The organism is Paracoccus sp. FO-3 (genome assembly GCF_006386455.1).
In the GTDB taxonomy this organism is placed as follows: Bacteria; Pseudomonadota; Alphaproteobacteria; order Rhodobacterales; family Rhodobacteraceae; genus Paracoccus; species Paracoccus versutus.
Window position 1 is genome coordinate 25,661 of the sequence record NZ_VCBQ01000044.1, and the last position, 15,583, is coordinate 41,243.

Annotated in this window: 26 protein-coding genes; 6 read left to right on the plus strand and 20 right to left on the minus strand. The window is 66.0% G+C overall.

The features are described from left to right. Nucleotide 1: 1 nt before the first annotated feature. From FE811_RS13710 to FE811_RS13735, 6 genes are all read right to left on the minus strand, one after another. Nucleotides 2–337, minus strand: a complete 336-nt coding sequence (locus FE811_RS13710) for a DUF736 domain-containing protein (protein ID WP_072462945.1) — start codon at nucleotides 335–337, stop codon at nucleotides 2–4. A 1-nt stretch (nucleotide 338) separates the two neighbouring features. Next, nucleotides 339–938, minus strand: coding sequence for a S26 family signal peptidase (locus FE811_RS13715; protein ID WP_072462946.1), 600 nt, complete (start codon nucleotides 936–938; stop codon nucleotides 339–341). Next, nucleotides 935–2,308, minus strand: coding sequence for a DNA cytosine methyltransferase (locus tag FE811_RS13720; protein WP_072462947.1), 1,374 nt, complete (start codon nucleotides 2,306–2,308; stop codon nucleotides 935–937). Before FE811_RS13720 ends, FE811_RS13715 begins: the two co-directional genes overlap by 4 nt. Then, nucleotides 2,305–2,820, minus strand: a complete 516-nt coding sequence (locus FE811_RS13725; protein WP_017998417.1) for a DUF2840 domain-containing protein — start codon at nucleotides 2,818–2,820, stop codon at nucleotides 2,305–2,307. Before FE811_RS13725 ends, FE811_RS13720 begins: the two co-directional genes overlap by 4 nt. Before the next feature lie 136 nt (nucleotides 2,821–2,956). Beyond that, nucleotides 2,957–4,069 (minus strand): replication initiator protein A, encoded by a 1,113-nt coding sequence (locus tag FE811_RS13730; RefSeq protein ID WP_036714532.1) that lies wholly within the window; start codon nucleotides 4,067–4,069, stop codon nucleotides 2,957–2,959. A 10-nt stretch (nucleotides 4,070–4,079) separates the two neighbouring features. Continuing rightward, nucleotides 4,080–4,361: an AlpA family transcriptional regulator gene (locus tag FE811_RS13735; protein ID WP_011749445.1), complete on the minus strand. Its 282-nt coding sequence runs from the start codon at nucleotides 4,359–4,361 to the stop codon at nucleotides 4,080–4,082. 202 nt (nucleotides 4,362–4,563) lie between these two features. Here FE811_RS13735 and FE811_RS13740 point away from each other — a divergent pair, with 202 nt between their 5' ends. Both FE811_RS13740 and FE811_RS13745 read left to right on the plus strand, forming a co-directional pair. Continuing rightward, entirely contained in the window at nucleotides 4,564–4,803 is a 240-nt protein-coding gene (locus FE811_RS13740; protein WP_017998419.1) for an AbrB/MazE/SpoVT family DNA-binding domain-containing protein, read from the plus strand. Further along, complete coding sequence (locus tag FE811_RS13745; protein WP_072462948.1) at nucleotides 4,800–5,198, plus strand: PIN domain-containing protein; 399 nt, start codon at nucleotides 4,800–4,802, stop codon at nucleotides 5,196–5,198. Before FE811_RS13740 ends, FE811_RS13745 begins: the two co-directional genes overlap by 4 nt. Nucleotides 5,199–5,381: 183 nt before the next feature. Here FE811_RS13745 and FE811_RS13750 read toward each other — a convergent pair whose 3' ends face one another. The 4 genes from FE811_RS13750 to FE811_RS13765 all read right to left on the minus strand — a co-directional run bounded on the left by FE811_RS13750 (nucleotide 5,382) and on the right by FE811_RS13765 (nucleotide 7,466). Next, nucleotides 5,382–6,281 carry a DMT family transporter gene (locus tag FE811_RS13750; protein ID WP_072462949.1) on the minus strand — a complete coding sequence of 300 codons (900 nt, stop codon included), beginning with the start codon at nucleotides 6,279–6,281 and terminating at the stop codon, nucleotides 5,382–5,384. 103 nt (nucleotides 6,282–6,384) lie between these two features. After that, complete coding sequence (locus tag FE811_RS13755; RefSeq protein ID WP_244295257.1) at nucleotides 6,385–6,936, minus strand: DUF2285 domain-containing protein; 552 nt, start codon at nucleotides 6,934–6,936, stop codon at nucleotides 6,385–6,387. Beyond that, nucleotides 6,854–7,162 carry a transcriptional regulator domain-containing protein gene (locus tag FE811_RS27910; protein ID WP_333484224.1) on the minus strand — a complete coding sequence of 103 codons (309 nt, stop codon included), beginning with the start codon at nucleotides 7,160–7,162 and terminating at the stop codon, nucleotides 6,854–6,856. The genes FE811_RS13755 and FE811_RS27910 overlap by 83 nt, the downstream gene beginning before the upstream one ends. Nucleotides 7,163–7,286: 124 nt before the next feature. After that, nucleotides 7,287–7,466 carry a DUF2285 domain-containing protein gene (locus FE811_RS13765; protein WP_240540383.1) on the minus strand — a complete coding sequence of 60 codons (180 nt, stop codon included), beginning with the start codon at nucleotides 7,464–7,466 and terminating at the stop codon, nucleotides 7,287–7,289. A 318-nt stretch (nucleotides 7,467–7,784) separates the two neighbouring features. Here FE811_RS13765 and FE811_RS13770 point away from each other — a divergent pair, with 318 nt between their 5' ends. After that, nucleotides 7,785–8,042, plus strand: coding sequence for a helix-turn-helix domain-containing protein (locus FE811_RS13770; RefSeq protein ID WP_017998424.1), 258 nt, complete (start codon nucleotides 7,785–7,787; stop codon nucleotides 8,040–8,042). Nucleotides 8,043–8,152: 110 nt separating this feature from the next. Here the strand turns inward: FE811_RS13770 and FE811_RS13775 are convergent, their stop codons facing one another. From FE811_RS13775 to FE811_RS13790, 4 genes are all read right to left on the minus strand, one after another. Continuing rightward, nucleotides 8,153–8,419, minus strand: a complete 267-nt coding sequence (locus FE811_RS13775) for a hypothetical protein (RefSeq protein ID WP_028714421.1) — start codon at nucleotides 8,417–8,419, stop codon at nucleotides 8,153–8,155. A gap of 79 nt (nucleotides 8,420–8,498) precedes the next feature. Beyond that, nucleotides 8,499–8,711 carry a hypothetical protein gene (locus tag FE811_RS13780; RefSeq protein WP_017998426.1) on the minus strand — a complete coding sequence of 71 codons (213 nt, stop codon included), beginning with the start codon at nucleotides 8,709–8,711 and terminating at the stop codon, nucleotides 8,499–8,501. A gap of 99 nt (nucleotides 8,712–8,810) precedes the next feature. Next, complete coding sequence (locus FE811_RS13785) at nucleotides 8,811–9,014, minus strand: hypothetical protein (protein WP_017998427.1); 204 nt, start codon at nucleotides 9,012–9,014, stop codon at nucleotides 8,811–8,813. A 550-nt stretch (nucleotides 9,015–9,564) separates the two neighbouring features. Next, the gene (locus tag FE811_RS13790) at nucleotides 9,565–9,975 is read right to left on the minus strand and encodes a single-stranded DNA-binding protein (RefSeq protein ID WP_017998428.1); all 411 of its coding nucleotides are present in this window, start codon (nucleotides 9,973–9,975) and stop codon (nucleotides 9,565–9,567) included. A gap of 559 nt (nucleotides 9,976–10,534) precedes the next feature. Between FE811_RS13790 and FE811_RS13795 the strand changes: the two genes are divergently transcribed. Further along, nucleotides 10,535–10,765 carry a hypothetical protein gene (locus tag FE811_RS13795; protein ID WP_139294030.1) on the plus strand — a complete coding sequence of 77 codons (231 nt, stop codon included), beginning with the start codon at nucleotides 10,535–10,537 and terminating at the stop codon, nucleotides 10,763–10,765. 121 nt (nucleotides 10,766–10,886) lie between these two features. Then, nucleotides 10,887–11,312: a VOC family protein gene (locus FE811_RS13800; RefSeq protein ID WP_028714418.1), complete on the plus strand. Its 426-nt coding sequence runs from the start codon at nucleotides 10,887–10,889 to the stop codon at nucleotides 11,310–11,312. A gap of 303 nt (nucleotides 11,313–11,615) precedes the next feature. Here FE811_RS13800 and FE811_RS13805 read toward each other — a convergent pair whose 3' ends face one another. From FE811_RS13805 to FE811_RS13830, 6 genes are all read right to left on the minus strand, one after another. Next, nucleotides 11,616–11,918 carry a hypothetical protein gene (locus FE811_RS13805; RefSeq protein ID WP_028714417.1) on the minus strand — a complete coding sequence of 101 codons (303 nt, stop codon included), beginning with the start codon at nucleotides 11,916–11,918 and terminating at the stop codon, nucleotides 11,616–11,618. Nucleotides 11,919–11,988: 70 nt separating this feature from the next. Beyond that, the gene (locus tag FE811_RS13810; protein WP_028714416.1) at nucleotides 11,989–12,666 is read right to left on the minus strand and encodes a DNA methyltransferase; all 678 of its coding nucleotides are present in this window, start codon (nucleotides 12,664–12,666) and stop codon (nucleotides 11,989–11,991) included. Nucleotides 12,667–13,148: 482 nt separating this feature from the next. Further along, nucleotides 13,149–13,565, minus strand: a complete 417-nt coding sequence (locus FE811_RS13815; protein ID WP_017998432.1) for a hypothetical protein — start codon at nucleotides 13,563–13,565, stop codon at nucleotides 13,149–13,151. A gap of 241 nt (nucleotides 13,566–13,806) precedes the next feature. Continuing rightward, nucleotides 13,807–14,160 (minus strand): DUF2200 domain-containing protein, encoded by a 354-nt coding sequence (locus tag FE811_RS13820; RefSeq protein WP_017998433.1) that lies wholly within the window; start codon nucleotides 14,158–14,160, stop codon nucleotides 13,807–13,809. A 35-nt stretch (nucleotides 14,161–14,195) separates the two neighbouring features. Then, nucleotides 14,196–14,552 carry a hypothetical protein gene (locus tag FE811_RS13825; RefSeq protein WP_017998434.1) on the minus strand — a complete coding sequence of 119 codons (357 nt, stop codon included), beginning with the start codon at nucleotides 14,550–14,552 and terminating at the stop codon, nucleotides 14,196–14,198. 75 nt (nucleotides 14,553–14,627) lie between these two features. Further along, entirely contained in the window at nucleotides 14,628–15,047 is a 420-nt protein-coding gene (locus FE811_RS13830; protein WP_370362678.1) for a plasmid pRiA4b ORF-3 family protein, read from the minus strand. Between FE811_RS13830 and FE811_RS13835 the strand changes: the two genes are divergently transcribed. After that, nucleotides 15,037–15,583 (plus strand): transposase (locus FE811_RS13835; protein ID WP_140847927.1); only part of this gene is annotated, 547 nt, incomplete at its 3' end. The genes FE811_RS13830 and FE811_RS13835 overlap by 11 nt on opposite strands.

Consider the following 15,583-nt stretch of genomic DNA (forward strand, 5'->3'; position numbering starts at 1 on the left):
CTCAATCCCGCTCGTCGCGTTTTCTCGGGCGCGACCAGTGCAGGCCCCAGTTCCGGCCCTGCTCGTCGGATTGGAACAGCCGGGCGCGGATCGGCTGTGCGAGGACTGGATCGTCGAGGGCCACCGAGATATAGGTCCCGGCCTTTTCGCCGCTATGGGTCCAGCCGGCGCCGATCTCCGGGCCGTCCTCGCCGTCGAGATGGATCCGGTAATCCGGCGCCTTCTCGACATCGGCATTGTGGGTCGGCACGAAGACCAGTGCGAGGTCGAGCGTGACGGTGCGGACGCGGCCCTCGTAGCCCGATTGCGTGCGGGTGAATTCTCCGATCTGTGGCATGTTATCTCTCCGTGGGTTGGTGGTTGCTGGTGGGATCAGGGGCCGTTTCGGCCCCAGTTGCTGGCCGGCGGAAGCGGCCGTCGCCCGCCGCATCGGTCCAGAGCGGGATCGCGCGGCCGATGACGGCCGCGGCTGGAAGCGATCCGAAGTAGCGGCCGTCGAGACTGTCGCGGACCCCCGGATTCAGCAGGAAGATCTCGTCGCCGCCAATCACCCGGCAGCCACGCCAAACCGGCAGATCGCGGCTTCGGCTGTCGCGGGCGAGCGCGGTGGCGGTCGCGACGCCGTCGACAGTGACAGCGCTGCCGACACGACAAACCTTCTGCCCCGGCAGCGCGGCGACGCGCTTCAGCAGCGGCACGCCGGGGCCGACATAGCCGCGCGCCGTGACGAACCGGGCCAGTGGCTCTGGCGGATCGACCGCGACCAAATCGCCGACGGACGGGTTACCGACGGGCCGCAGGACATAGAGCCCGAGCGGCACGCTGGCCGAGGCGTTCCAGATCAGCCGCGGCGCGATCTCGGTGACGGAAACAGCCCCGGTCACCAGCACGGCGAGTCCGGTTGCGGCAAGATAGGCGGCGCGTTTCCAACTGGTCATGATGCGCCCCCGTGATCCGCAGGATCATCGGTCGTTGCGCTGCCAGTAGCATCGCCGTCGGTCGCGGCATCCCCCGCTACTGTGCTCGTGGACGGGCTGTCGTTAGCGGGCATGTCGTACGGCGACGCGCCGCCGAGGACCGCGTTCAGCGCGGCTTCGGTGCGCAGAATGGCCCGACCGATGGCCTCGGGGATCTGCGGCACCACCGCATCGCCGAAGGCCTCGACGATCAGGCTGGCCGCAGACGTCCCGCGTCTACTGCCGAGCGCAATGCGCGTGCGAGCCATCCAGGCGGAAAGCCCTGCATCCAGCCGTAGGTGATGGGCAATGCCGCCGTTCCAGTCAGGCCATGGCTCCGCAAGATCGCCGCCAGCGCCCGTGCCCCGGCCCATTTGTCCGGCGCCCGGTCCGTCATCGCACCATCCATCGCTCTGGCCATCACCGCGTCCATCGTCGGCGATTTGCGGCGGTCGTAGGCCGGGCTCCAGCCGTCCATGCGGCGGTCCCGCTTCGTCGGGGTGGGCAGGATCTCGGGGGCATGCAGCATCCCCGCATGGCGGCTGTCGTGGCCCTGAAGCTGGCTCAGAACATCGCCCCGACCTCCCCGGTCCGCATCCGACTTCCTTGGCGTGGCGAAGATCATCCGCAGCGGATATGTCGATCCCGCGCCGCCGCCGGCCCCGTCCTTCATCCCGTCCGAAGCCATCGGCGTCGGCAGCGGACGGTTGCGGAACAGGTCGGAGAGACCCGAGTCCTTCATCGCCTTCCGCGCCCCCGATCCGCCTTCCATCCGCATGCCACCCTGCTGGAATTGCGACACGGGCGTGGGCAAGCTGTTCGGGATCGCAGCCGATGAGCCAGGACCGCTTGCGGACATGGTTGGCGCCGATATCCGCAGCACCCACCACGCATGGCCAGCAGGCGTAGCCGAGCGCTTCCAGCTCATCGAGCAGCCGGTCGGCGCCGCGAGTTCGGAGGTTAGCGCTGTTCTCAAAAGCGAACCAGCGAGGGCGGCACTCTCCGACCAGCCGCACGGCCTCGAGGTAGAGGCCCGAGCGTTCGCCCTCGATCCCCTTACCCTTCGTGTTGGCGCTGCTGATGTCCTGGCAGGGCGGCGATCCGACGATGATCTCGGGAAGGCAGCCGAGGTCGGAAACAAGTCGAGCTGCCGTGAGGTCGCGGACATCCGCGTAGAGTCTGACATGCGGGAAGTTCTCCGAATAGAGGATGCGCCGCCATTCGACGATCTCGCAGGCGGCAATGGTGACGAAGCCCGCCCGATGCAGGCCGAGCGACCAGCCGCCCGCGGCGCCGCTGAACAGGTCGAGTACGCGCAACGGCAGGGAAAGGTGGGTGCGACGGGCGCTCATACGCCCACCTTCCGGCGCTTCAGCCATGCGGCATGCTGGGCCCTGGTGTAGGTGCGGAACGGCTCTCCCGCCGCAATGCGGTTGTGGACATGCCGCCAGTGCTCGGGCGAGACGGTGCTGGGATCGATGCCCAGCGCCTCGACGGCATCCACCGCCTGCAGCACCCGCTCGACCTTCGGCCAGCCGCTGATCCGCAGCAGGATCTCGGCGCCCGGACGGACGCAGGGCAGCGTCTGGAACGGCTCGCGCGGCCCGACGGCCCGCAGGATGTCGAGACGCGAGACCACGGTGCCGTACTCGTTGCCCGCCCAGCGCACCAGCGCGAATATGCTGCCGGGCGCGAAGCCGAGGGTCCGGCGCTGGCTGTCGATCCGGTGTTCGGAGCTGGGTCGTCCGAAGCGCAGCCAGTGCTCGACCCGCTTCTCTTGCCAGATCAGGTCAACAAGGGTGAGGGTGGGGTTCTCTGCGGTCTCAAGGCCATTTTCACCGAATGGAACGATCCTGTCCGTCATGACGGCCACCGCGACATCCGATCGGCAGACAAGCGCATCGGGGCGGAGGATATCGTAGGTGCTCGCAGCGGATCGTGGTATCGTCGTGAAAAGCGGATGCATGCTCCTGGGCACGACGGCGGATGCGCGAGCGGGGTCATTCTCCGTCCCCTTCCGACCCGCGCCGGGTCCGAGAATGAGGGGCCGTATCGGCGCCCGAGCGGGGGTTATCCACCGCCCGGCGCGCCCCTACCATGTTAGAGTCTTTTAAGTTAGATAAGTTACGGGCCGGATTCCGTTCGTCGGACCAAAGGCTTGACTGCCCCTGGCACGCCCGAAGTCCCGATATCGGCACGCCTGAAGTCCCGATACCGCCCACAGTTTCGACGCCCGAAGTCCCGATACCGCTCACCGAGTTATCCACAGGCGACTGTGGATAACTCGCAGGAAGGATCCGCAGCATCTCGACGTGATCGACGCGCTCGATCCGCAGCCGGTATCCGGGCAGAGACTGGCGGGCAGCGATGCGGCGAATGTCGCAGGCAAAATCGGCGGGCTTGGCCAGACTGCCCGACTTCGCATGCAGATGCAGGATATCGAAGCACCAGCCCTGCGGCTGACGGCCGGCATGCTTGCGGGCCACGCGGTAGAGCCAGCGCTCGATGCCGCCCTTGAGCCGGAAATAGGCCGGGTCGATGGTCAGCACCAGCGAGCGGTCGAGCACGCCGCGATAGAACCACTCGGGCAGCACGAATTCCATGCCCTCGACCCGGCCCCCGGCTGTCGTCATCTCTTCCCACTCGCCGATCCAGGAGAATTGGTGTCGGCGCCAGTGCTCGCCATGCCGGATCGTGGTCCGGATCACCGTCGACTGCAGCCGCGCCAACGTGCCTTTCAGCAGGCGATAGTCGCGCGCGCCGGTCTGGCGGCCGATGGCGGTCAGGAGCTGGTAGGGGGTGAAACGCAGGAAGCGCGAGGTTTGCAGCCCGGCGTTCTCGGCATCGACGATCTGGCTGGCGGCCCAGATCAGCACGTCGGCATCCCAGATGGTCGCCATGCCGTGCTCGGGAAAGCCCTGGACATGGACCTGGACACCGCCGGATTCATAGTGAATGGGCGTCAGGCGCTTGGTCTTTGCGAGCGAGAAGAACGGACGTTCCATCAGATCGCGCTGATCGCGCGGGCGGACCTCGCCGCCCGTGCCCGTCACCACGAAGGGGCTGAGGCGGCGGCGCTCGCCGGAAAGACGGGTGCGGCGGGACGTTCTCATCGCTGCCCCCTCAGCGCCGGTAGCGGCCGGCATGGGCCGGCGGCGCCACGGCATGGCGCTTGGCGGGCAGCACCGTGCCGCGCGGATCGGAGGTCGAGGTGACGGCGCCGCGCTCGGCCCAGGCCTGCAGGTCGTCGACGGCATAGACCACGCGGCCGCCGAGCTTGTGGAAGACCGGGCCGGTGCCGAAGCTGCGGTGTTTTTCCAACGTCCGGCCGGAGAGGCCGAGGAAATACGCGGCTTCCGGTGTGCGCAGGAAGCGCGGCGGCAGGTCGGTAAGATCGGGCTTCATCGTCGGGCCTCCGTGCGGTTCGCGGGGCCGCTGGCGGGCAGCGGCGTATGGAGGACAGGGTGACGAAGAAGAAACGGCCGCAGGGAGTGCGAAGTTGGGGGTGACTAATTCTCACCCCCCTGGCTGACTCCCAGACCACGAAGCTTGACGTGATGCTATGTCATCCTTACTTGTATCCTTACCGACAGAAAGGACCGCTCCGATGCCGACGGCGACCATCACCTCGAAGGGCCAGATCACCATCCCGCAGAAGGTCCGCCTCGACATGGGCCTGACGCCCGGCGACCGGGTGGATTTCGTGCGCATGGACGACGGCCATTACGCGGTCGTGCCCGCCTCGCATTCGATCCGCGCGCTGAAGGGCATCGTGCCGCGGCCCGACAAGCCGGTGAGCCTCGAGGACATGCAGGCGGCGATCCTGGGCGAAGCGACCGGCGCATGATCGGCATCGATACCAATGTGCTGGTGCGCTATCTGGCGCAGGACGACGCCGCACAGGCGGCCATCGCCACGGAGATCGTCGAGGGCTTTACGCCGGAAGAGCCCGGCTTCGTTTCGCAGGTGGTGCTGGTGGAAACCGTCTGGGTGCTGACGCGTGCCTATCGGATGACGCGCGAGGCCATCGCCGATGCCGTGGAGGTGCTGCTGCGGTCGCGCGAGTTGATCGTGGAGCACACGGAGGCCGGTTATCTGGCGCTGGCCACCTATCGCGCCACCAAGGCGGATTTCGCGGATGCGCTGATCGCGCATGGCGGGCGGCTGGCGGGCTGCAGCGAAACCGTGACCTTCGACCGCGGCGCCGCCAGCCATGCCGGCATGCGGCTGTTCGAATCCTGACAGGCAGCGGCAAGCCCAGCCGCCCCAACGAGGAGGGCGTTGCCGCCGGAGGGTTCATTCAAGCCCGAACTGTTTCGGATTGATCGCGCAAAGGCGCCTGCGGAAGACGGCGGGACCGCGCGTCCTTCCGACGACGCAGGATTACCGAGGTTCCATGCGGGCGGTTCCAGACGTCCAGCGACATCACGGCGTGCGCGGGCAAGGCGGGGTCGATAGGCGCCCCCTACCCGCACGCTGGTGAACCAGCAGCGAGCCCAGCCCCGAGATCGCGATCAACACCAGCCCCGCCAGTGATACGAGATCGGGCCAATCGCCGAAGACGACGATCCCCAGTGCCGTGGCCGAAATCAACTGGCTGTAGACCAGGGGCGCGATCAGGCTGGCCTCGGCCTTCCTGCTGGCCGTGACCAGCAGGAAGTTGCCCAGGGCCGAGCCGACGGCGCTGACCAGAAGAAGCGCAAGCAGGAGCATGTCCGGCGCGGGAAAATCGGCTTGCAGGCCGAAGGGCGTCAAGACGACAGCGCCGATCAACAGTTGCGAGATCAGCAGGAAGCGCGGCCGGAATGTTCCCGCCAGGGTACGGGTCATGACCAGATAGGCGCCGTAGAACGTCCCCGCCGCCAGGGCGAAAGCCATGCCGACGGAACTGCCGAAACCCGGCTTGACGACAAGCATCACGCCGGCGAAGCCGATCGCCAGCAAGAGGCTTCTCTGCGTCGATGGCCGTTCACCCAGGAACAGGATCGCCAGGACATAGGACACGACCGGGCCGACGAAGAAGGCTCCGAAGACATTGGCGATCGGTTCCGTCTTCAGGGCCGTCAGGATGCAGCATATCCCGCAGACGATGAACCCCGCCCTCAGCAGGACGCGCCAGGTCAGCAAGGCCGGCAGTTCCTGCCGGGTCAATCCGCTGAAGGGCAGCAGCATCAGCGCGGCCAGCAAGAACCGCGACCATGCCACGATGAAAGGGTCCACGCCGCCGCTGGTCAGCAGCTTGCCCGCCGTATCCCCGATGACCACGCAGGTCACCGCGACGAAGACTGTCGCGATCAGTCGTAGCAAATCCGGCGTATTGGTCATGATCGTTCTCGGGAAGCGGAATTGAGGCGGGCATCTGGCCCGGGGCAGACCTTGCGACGTTGCGCGAAGGATTGGAAGGCCACCATCCCGACAGCCCCGGCAGCTACTTCCGCCGTCGCCGTCGCAGCAGGCGGCGATAACCGCCCGTGATCATGGCTCGGGCATCCCTGACGAAGCCCATGACCGCGTCACGCAGCGCGGACGTCTTCCAGGCCTCTGCGCTGACCCGGTCGGCACCGTAGATCGCGCCGGCAATCTCGCGATAGCTCGCCCCGCTCATGCGCCCGTCGATGGCCTGCAGCATATGACGTGCCCGTTGGCGCTGACGTTCGGTCAAGCGCCGGTCCGGCGGCACGCTCCGCCGCATGAGAAAGCAGAGGAGGCGCGTGGCGGCCTCGATCCGGTCGAGCCCATCGGCGTCGAGCGGAATGACGACGGCCAGCGGCGCATCCGCATCGACGCCCGCCAGCCGCAAGAGATGCAGGCTCCGGCCGCCGCCGATGTCGCAACGGAAATATGTGCCATCGGCTATCCTGACATCCTTCACCGCGAGAAGGTCGACCAGGTTGCCCTCAGCAGGCAGAACGGAGGGTAGCGCATCCAGCACCAGGCTGCCGGTCTCGCAGGACGGCAGCCAGTAGACCGGCGTATCCACGCAGGACAGTCCCGGCCGAACCGGGAAACGTAAGCCCCCAGCGATTCCGGAACCGAAGGATGCCCGGCGCATCCATTGCCTCTTGCCGCGCGACGGCGCGATAGTCCTGCTGATAGTCCTCGTTGCGCCGCAGCCATTCCCAGGCGAGATCGGGCGCTGCAACTTCGTCAACGAAATCGTAGCTCGGCGAGGATCGCCACTTCGACAGGTCGGGTTTCATATCCATACCCCAAGGTTGAAGCCAGTTCTCGCGCGTTCAGCCAAGGGTTGGAAGTTTTTGTCTGCGCTAATACCCCCTGCCGGGCAAGGAAGGGTGCGGCAGAGGCAAATCGGCGGATTTCTACTTGCGATCAGCGGCCGTCGCGCAACAGCAGCTTGTAGCCGTCTTTTTTCATCCAGCGCGCACGGGCGAGATGGCTGTCGTAGATCCTGCGCGCCCGTTCCGGCTCGCGCTCTGGATCGAGACCGAAGAGGATCTGGACGGCTTCGCGCCAGTCCGCTCCGTCGTCAGCGGAATCGTGCAGCCGCATATAGAGCTTCTGGTGCCGGCGGTCGTAATCGGTCAGTTCCGGGCCGGTCGGCACATCCTCCAGATAGTCTTTTTCCGTCACATCCCTCTCCCGTCCGGGCGGTGATCGCGATGTTTTCCCGCAGCAGCACTATTCCATGCCGGGCCACGTTCCACAACAAACCGTGTTCCACGCGACGGATCCTGCTCCGCATCGTTAATCAGGCACAGTCACCGGGCGCAACTCCGAATGCCTGCACATCGGAGCAAACACCTCGGCATCCGATTTGTAGAGAATACTCCGTGGTTGAATGCTCATCAAGTCACCGATCTGTTGGTGATGAAGATTCGGGAGATATTCGCGCACAATCTGCGGGCGGCGCGGCAAGCCAGAGGCTTGTCGCAGGAAGAGCTCGCGCATCGGGCGGATATCGATCGAACCTATATCAGCTCACTGGAGCGCCGCGTTTACGGCGCCAGCATCGATGTCGTGGATCGCCTGGCCTCGGTCCTGGAAATGGAAGCATCCGACCTGCTTAAGCGGCCTGCGGAAGGCAAACGGCTGCCATCTGCGGAGCCGCCAAAGCCAGACAAGTAGCCCGGAGCGACGCCGCTGCGTTTCCAGCGGGCACCTGCCTGCCGCACAAGCCGGACGCATGAGCCCGCAAGTCAATTTGCCTCGGCGGGATCTCTGGTCCCGGTGGAGGGTCAAGCGGGGCAAAACTCTCCGCTCGCGATCTGGATGGTCCAGCATTCGCCTTCATCGTCGGCCATCATCTGGATCTCGGTACGATCGGCGCTCAGGATCGCGTGCAACCCGCCTTTGGTGAAAATCTCCGGCTCGTCGGCCTCGGCGTCCCATCCGAGGCCCCATGCTTCCTGCACCGTTACCTTGCGGAATCGGCCCTCGGCAAAGGCGGTGGCGAGGGTCGCGGCATTGGCGAGGCGGCGGGCGGTCAGTTCGGCTGTGGTCATGTCCGTTTCTCCCGGTGGGGTGGTTTCCTGCTGCCGCAAGCCCCGCGACGGCGGGGCCAGATTGTCGGCGCCGGCGGCATCAGGCGCTTTCGATCTCGCTCGGGGTATCGAGGAGGAGGTCGGCGGCTTCGGTCATCGCCTGCAGGAGGATGATCTGGGCCAGTTCCTCGTCGGAGGTCTGCATCCATCCTCGGGTGATCCGCTCCAGTTCCTCGAGCCGGTGCGGGTCGCGGCGGATCAGGGCGTTGGCGGCTTCGGCCATCAGTTCGGTCACGGTGGTCGGGTGGTTCATGGTCGCTCTCCGATCTGTGCCCCGGTCCGATCCGGGCGCTTCTGCTGCCCCGACCCCTCGGGCGTTTCCGCCTGGGGCTGTGCGCTTCCGTCGGTGGGGTCAGATCAAGCCTGCCTTCTGAAGCCAGTTGGCGGTGTCAGGGGCGTCGGTTGCGCGGACAATGACCGTCAGGGTCATGCTGTCGCGGCTGGCGCGGGCCTTGACCCCGGTATCGGCGTCCATGCCCATCTCGATGTCCTCGAGATGGATGCGGCTCGCCAGGGGGTTGCCGGGGATGTTGATCTCGAATGTCGCGGTATGCATCGGGCTTGTCTCCGGTTTCCGGGACCGATCCATCCGGCCCCTTCCACCACCCCGGCCCCGCATTGCGGGGAGCATGGCACCGGTGGCTGGCGACCATGTTGGTGCCTTACGAATAGTCTAGCAAAAACAAGGCGCTAACGCAAGCCGATTGTGGCGTTTTCTCCATTATTTTCAGTCAGTTATCGGCATTTCAACTTTCTTCCGCAGCCGCCGAAACGCCCACGGGTGTCCACCCCGTTCGCCGGTGGACACCCGTTCCCTTCCGCTCCGAAGCTAAATACGCCCTTCGCGACCACGCGCCGACGATCACGCAAAGCTCATCGGTAGCGCTGTGGAGCAGCCTCGCTCCCCAGCCCCTTTTTGCCCAAGCCCCTGTTTCTTCTTCAGCGGAGAAGGATGGGGTCGGGGGAAGGCAGCAGGCTCCGCCGGAGGCTTCCCGGCCGGTCGATCCGGTCGGGAAGCCTTCTCTTGCCGGCGTGGCAAAGGCGCGATCCGCCGCAAACATGGAAAAACCCGGCGGCTGGAACCGCCGGGCTCTTGGGCCTCCCGTTCAGGAGGGAATGTCGTCTTCGTCGATGAACCGGCCTTCGTCCTCGTCGTCGGTCCCGGCCTGCGGCGCCCGGCTCAGGAAATCCACCGTCTCGGCGACGATCTCGCAGCCGTAGCGGTCGTTGCCGTCCGCATCCTGCCATTTCGTGTAGTGGATGCGGCCGCGCACCAGCACCTTCGTGCCGGATTCGCAATATTGCCGGATGGTCCGGCCCAGGCCGTTGAAGGCGACGATGCGGTGCCATTCCGCGTCCTCGACCCGATAGCCCTTCTCGTCGCGCACGACCCGGCCTTCCGAATAGCGCGGGCGCGAGGTGACCAGCTTGAAGCGGGTAACGTCGGTGCCGGTGCGGGTGGTGCGGGTCTCGGGGGCCTGGCGGATGGTGCCGGCGAGGATGACGATGTTCTGCATTGTAGGTCTCCGTTGCTTCACAGGAGGGACCATTCCCTCCGACGAGACCCGGCAAAGTCCGTCGGGAGGCACCTGCAACTGCCGCCCCCTTCGGGCGGCAGCTTGCCCGCAAGGCTTCGGAGTGGTGCGGGCAGCCGCGCCCTGCGCGGCAACACGGTCCGGAGCCTTGGGGGTTGCCGGTGAAAACCGCACGGAGTTAGGGGTTCGGACAGGCGGAGGGATTGGTGCGTCCGGGGGCATGACGGGGACATATCGCAGAACGGCGGCGTTCTCGCCGGTGCCGTCCTGTCGGCAAAGCCCCCGGAATCCGCACCTCCCGCGGCGGTGCCGCTTCGCTTCGGTTTGCTGGTCAGCCTCGCGCCCGCGCTATTCGGAAGGCCGGGTCGTTCGGGACGGGAAGGATCGGGCTGTCGGGTCGGGGGCGCGAGATGGCATGACTGCCACCTCATCGGTGCTGGGTTGGACCGTCCGGCGATACTGCGGGGCTGGCAGGAAGCGGGTCGCATCGCGGCGGGCATTCACGGCACGCAATGGCAGGATGCGGAGGGCAAGGATCGATATGGCAGCGGGGTCGGCGGCGATGCAGGATTTCCGCAGCCGGGTGTTGCCGGCCGAAAACAACGACGCGGGCCGGTTCATCAGCGATGACATTCCCCTTTGCGCTGGAGGTCGAGGGCTTGGTGGTGTCAACCGTCTGGTGTTTCCACGGGCGCAGCAGATCGCGGACGCAAGGCGGGACACCGGCACCGTTGACCGCCTGCGGCACCCGGCCTATCATTTGCTGGTCTGAAACAGGTTAGGCTCGGGAAGGTTGGCCCGGCCCCCGCGCCCTGCGGGTCCTTCCGTTGCTGGCGACGGCCCAAGACTATCAAGGCCCTGCGCGGTGCAGGCGCCGATAGAAAGGGCGTGACATGAAACCCAGGATTTCCGTTCTGACACTCGGCGTCGCCGATCTCGAACGATCGCTTTCCTTCTACCGCGACGGGCTTGGGCTGCCCACGAAAGGCATCGTCGGCCAGGAATTCGAGCATGGCGCGGTGGCGTTCTTCGATCTTTCCGGCGGGCTGAAACTTGCGCTCTGGGCACAGGCCGACATCTCCCACGATACCGGATTGCCGATGCGGCCGGTCAGTCCGACCGCCTTCACCATCGGCCACAATGTCATGCGGCGGGAAGAGGTCGATCAAATCATGGACGCTGCCGAACAGGCAGGGGCAGAGATCGTTAAACCTCCGCAGGACACGTTCTACGGCGGCTATGCCGGCTATTTCCGCGACCCCGACGGACATCTGTGGGAAATCGTCTGGAACCCGGACCTGCTTCCGACAGGCGATTGAGTAACCCCCGGAAGCCGCTGACCCCTCACTGGGGCCAGTGGCTCCCGGGACTCCTCGCAGCATCGCCTCTCCCCGCCCCCGGCGTGATCCGGCCGGGCTCCGATAGGGGTGGTCTCCGCCCGTCCGGATCACGCCGCGCCATTCGCGCCGTTCGCATCAGCCATTGGCGCGTCTGCCGATATCTTCGCCTTGTCTTGCGAGCCGGGCCATGCCCGGCGAGCGCGATTTTTTTGGGGGCGTGCGGCAGGGATCGGACGCGCGACGGCCGCCGATCCGATGGACCGGCGGCCGTGATGCTTTGGGCTAGTGTCGAATCCATGGCCGCAGCGGGCGCCAAGATTCACCCGTCCCTGCCGGGCGCCAGGTCAGACGGCGGCAGCGGAACGTGGCCCAGGCGTAAAGCAGCGGCTCCATGCCGTGCCACCAGTCGGCGGCGATGTCGCCGCAACGGCCTTCGAACAGCAGCTTGCCGCGCGCGGTATAAAGCCGGAACTCCACCGGCAGGGCATCGCCTTCTTCGGGTTTGCCGCGTGCGGGAACGCCGTCGGCATCCTCGCCCAGTCCGATGCAACCGCCGTGATGGTCCTTCGTCACAATCCAGCGCATATCAAAATCCTTTCCGTGAAGCTGTGGGGTGTGGCGCCCGCCCCGATGACGGGCACCTTGGGTCGCCAGCCTATGCCGCCGCCTTCCGGTCCCGCTCTTGCAAGGCCGCCATCCGCCGGTTGGTGGTTTGGTAATGCGCCACGTCCAGCTCGATCCCGATCCAGTCGCGGCCCAGCAGATGCGCCGCCGCCAGCGTGGAACCGCTGCCGCTGAACGGGTCCAGAACCAGATCGCCCGGCTGGGTGAACGCGCCGATCAGCTTGCGCAGCGCCGCCACCGGTTTTTGGGTCGGATGCAGCCTGTTGCCGGTATAGGGGAAGTCCAGCACATCGGGCACCGGATGGGCCGGCAGAACCGGATCGCCCTTCGCCAGCAGATAAGCCTGCTCGTGCTCGTAGCGCAGGAACCGCGCGGATGAAGCATAACGCTTGCGAAACACCAGATGCCCGACGATGCGGAAGCCCGCCGCCTTCCAGGCCTCGACAAACAAATCCACCTTGTTCCAGCCGTAGAAGCTGACGCAGAAACCGCCGTCCTTCAGGACCCGGTGCATCTGGGCGAAGGCCGGGCGCAGCCAGCGGGCGTTGTCGTCATTGGCGACGGTGCGGCCCTGCCGGTCGCGGAACCGGGTCACATAGGGCGGATCGGTCAGGATGAAATCCACCGTTCCGCTGTCAAAAGCCTGCATCGCCTCGATGCAATCGGCGTTGATGACGAGGTTACGGGGGGTGCTGGTCTTGCCGGTCATGTCTCTGTCCTTTCGGGTTGGGGCGGAGGGCCCTTGCCCTGATCCGCCGATGGGCCGCGCCTCGCCGGTCTGACTTCGGGAAACGCATGTTTCCCCGGAGGCAGAGCGGCGAGGGCGCAGCCCGACCCGCGGCCGCATGGCTGGCGGTCCTGGGTCGGGGCGCAGGGGGTGGGGCGGCCCGCAGCCGCAGGCGAGGACACGGCCCTGCGCCCCGACGACGCCCTCGGGCGGCGCCTGCCCTTTGACGGCCAGACAGGCGGATGCGTGGCGGACAAATCCTTGAGACAGGAAAGCCGTCGGGCCGGGGGTGAGCCGGGCAAGGCCCGGTCGAACCCCCTGCCCGGCTTCTGCGCAAACACGATCCGCGCCCGGCGCGCGGATCACATCGGATCAAAGTGACATAGCCGGTGTCGGCTGAACGGGGCTGCGAGGAGGCGCTGTCGTTCGACGCAGATCCGGTGAACGCTTCGTGGCCGTCGGTATCAGACCTGCGGCGCCAGTTCTCCGAAGCCGTTCAGGTTCATCAGCGCAGCAATGCCGGTGATCAGCCCGGCGGTGCCGCAGAGCAGTTTCAGCGCGATGGCGGATTCGATGGCATCGTGGGTGACACCATGCACGACGGCATAGCCGGCGATCATCGCCGGGATCACGAACACGGCCCGCGCCAGCAGGCAGAGAATCGGATTCCTCGCCTTGAACAGCACCGCGAGCACCAGCCCCACCGACAGCAACGCTACGGTGGCTGCGACCAAGGCCGAGAGCAGGAATCCGGCCTCCGTCGCATGAATGAGACGGAATGTCTCGACCGCGACCATCACCGGCAGTGCATAGATGGCCAGATACCAGGCGATGACGCAGGTGAGCGCGGTGAGCATGACGGCCAGCAGGATCAGCGTCATGGAAGCCTCCGGACCAAGGGGATCGGGAATCGTGCACGACAGGCGGCCAGAAGATAATGCGCTCGCGCCTGCGACCAGGGTTCACTACGCCGTTGCTGCGGATAGCAGCATTCCCAAGACCCTGCGACGGGTCAAGCCGACAGGCGGAAGGCTAAGGAGATGATGCGGATAGGCGCCCAAGACGGTCACCGATCAGCGACAAGCCGCCAACTCGCGTGCTTGTCGTGGAGGCTCGGACCCCTCACCCCCTCCGCAGGATCTTCTCCATCGGCTTTCCCTTGGCCAGTTCGTCGATCAGCTTGTCCAGATAGCGGATCTCCCGCATGAGCGGATCCTCGATCTCCTCGACCCGGACGCCGCAGACCACGCCCTTGATCAGGAAGCGCGCCGGGTTCATGTGCGGGGCCTCGGTGAAGAAACTCTCGAAATCCGTCCGGTCTTCCAGCCGGGCCGTCAGGTCCTCCGGACTGTAGCCGGTCAGCCAGAGGATGATCTCGTCGACCTCGGCCCCGGTCCGGCCCTTCTTCTCCGCCTTGCCCACGTAATGCGGATATACGCTGGCAAAGCTGGTGGTGAAGATCCTGTGCCTGGTCATGTTGCCTCCCAGGTTCTGGCGATGCGCATCATACCCTAACCGAACCGCCCCTGCGCGTCGGGCCATGTCCAAATGGTCTCGTCGGCGAGGATCGCATCCACGACCGCTTCCGCCCTCGACCGGGCGCTCTGCTTGTCGCCCATCGCCATATGCCGGATCTCGATCTCGACCAGAAACACGACGACCTCATCGGGGGACGTTCCCCGGCGCAGTTGCGAGGCCGCCGAGATCAGATAGCCGTCATATTCGTCCGCAAAGGACAGGTTGGCTTCGTCGTCCCATCTGCCCGGCCGGCCTTCCGGGTCCAGCAATCCGATGGGATCCCAGAGCGACCAGCCGATATCGCGCAGCTTCGACAACTTGATCCGGGGGTGCGGTGCGATCTCGGTCATGGGGGCGTCGTGGCAAGAGTCGGGCGGATGGTCAGCTTCGCGCAGGCCGGGGAAGGGTCGCAACGGGAGACGTTGCTAATCCTTCGGCGCCTTCGGCCTCGGCTGATGCAACCGCCGCCGCGCGTTCGCACGAAAGGCATTGCGCAGATCCTTGTTGATCAAGTCGAGATCGAACCATTCCGGATCGAAATGCCCGCCCGCCCATCGCAGCGTGGAGCGATGGTCATCGTGCGTCGGGTCGCGGATGATCCCGAGGAAATCCTCGTAGCCCCACGGCCCGCCGACGTCCTCGGGCGGCCTTGCCCGCGCGCCCTCCAGGCAGAGGGCATGACGTGGCGCCGGGTCGAGCGCCAGCCAATCCTCGATCCGGATCAGGTGCGCCCAACCGTCTCCGAAATCATAGGCATAGGGGCGCCTCGAAAAATTGCCCTGACCTTTCTGCCGGGATAGACATCGGAGGGCATGTGGCTGCTGGAGCGTGACAATGGCGCAGATGGGTTTCTTTGATCTTTCAGACCGCTACGCAAGCCTGGATGCCAAGCGGGACCCGCTGGTCGAGATCGATGCCATCGTGCCGTGGGAGGAGTTCAGGCCGACGCTTGAAGGTGTCTGGCGCAAGCCTGAGGCGGCGCGCAAATCGCGGGCTGGGCGCAAGCCGATGGACGCGGTGGTGATGTTCAAGACGCTGGTTCTGGGCGCCCTCTACAACCTGTCCGACGACCAGATCGAGTATCAGGTCCGCGACCGGCTGTCCTTCATGCGGTTCCTTGGTCTGGGACTGGAGGACCGCGTACCCGATGCCAAGACCGTCTGGCTCTATCGCGAGGGGCTGGCGCAGGCGGGCATGGTCGAGGCGCTGTTTCAGCAGTTCGACGGCTATCTGGCGCGGCAGGGCTACATCGCGCGGGGCGGCCAGATCCTGGATGCCTCCATCGTGCCGGTGCCGAAGAACCACAACACGCGGGATGAAAACCGAGCGATCAAGGCCGGCGAGGAGCCCGAGAGCTGGTCCGACAAGCCGGCCAAGCGAT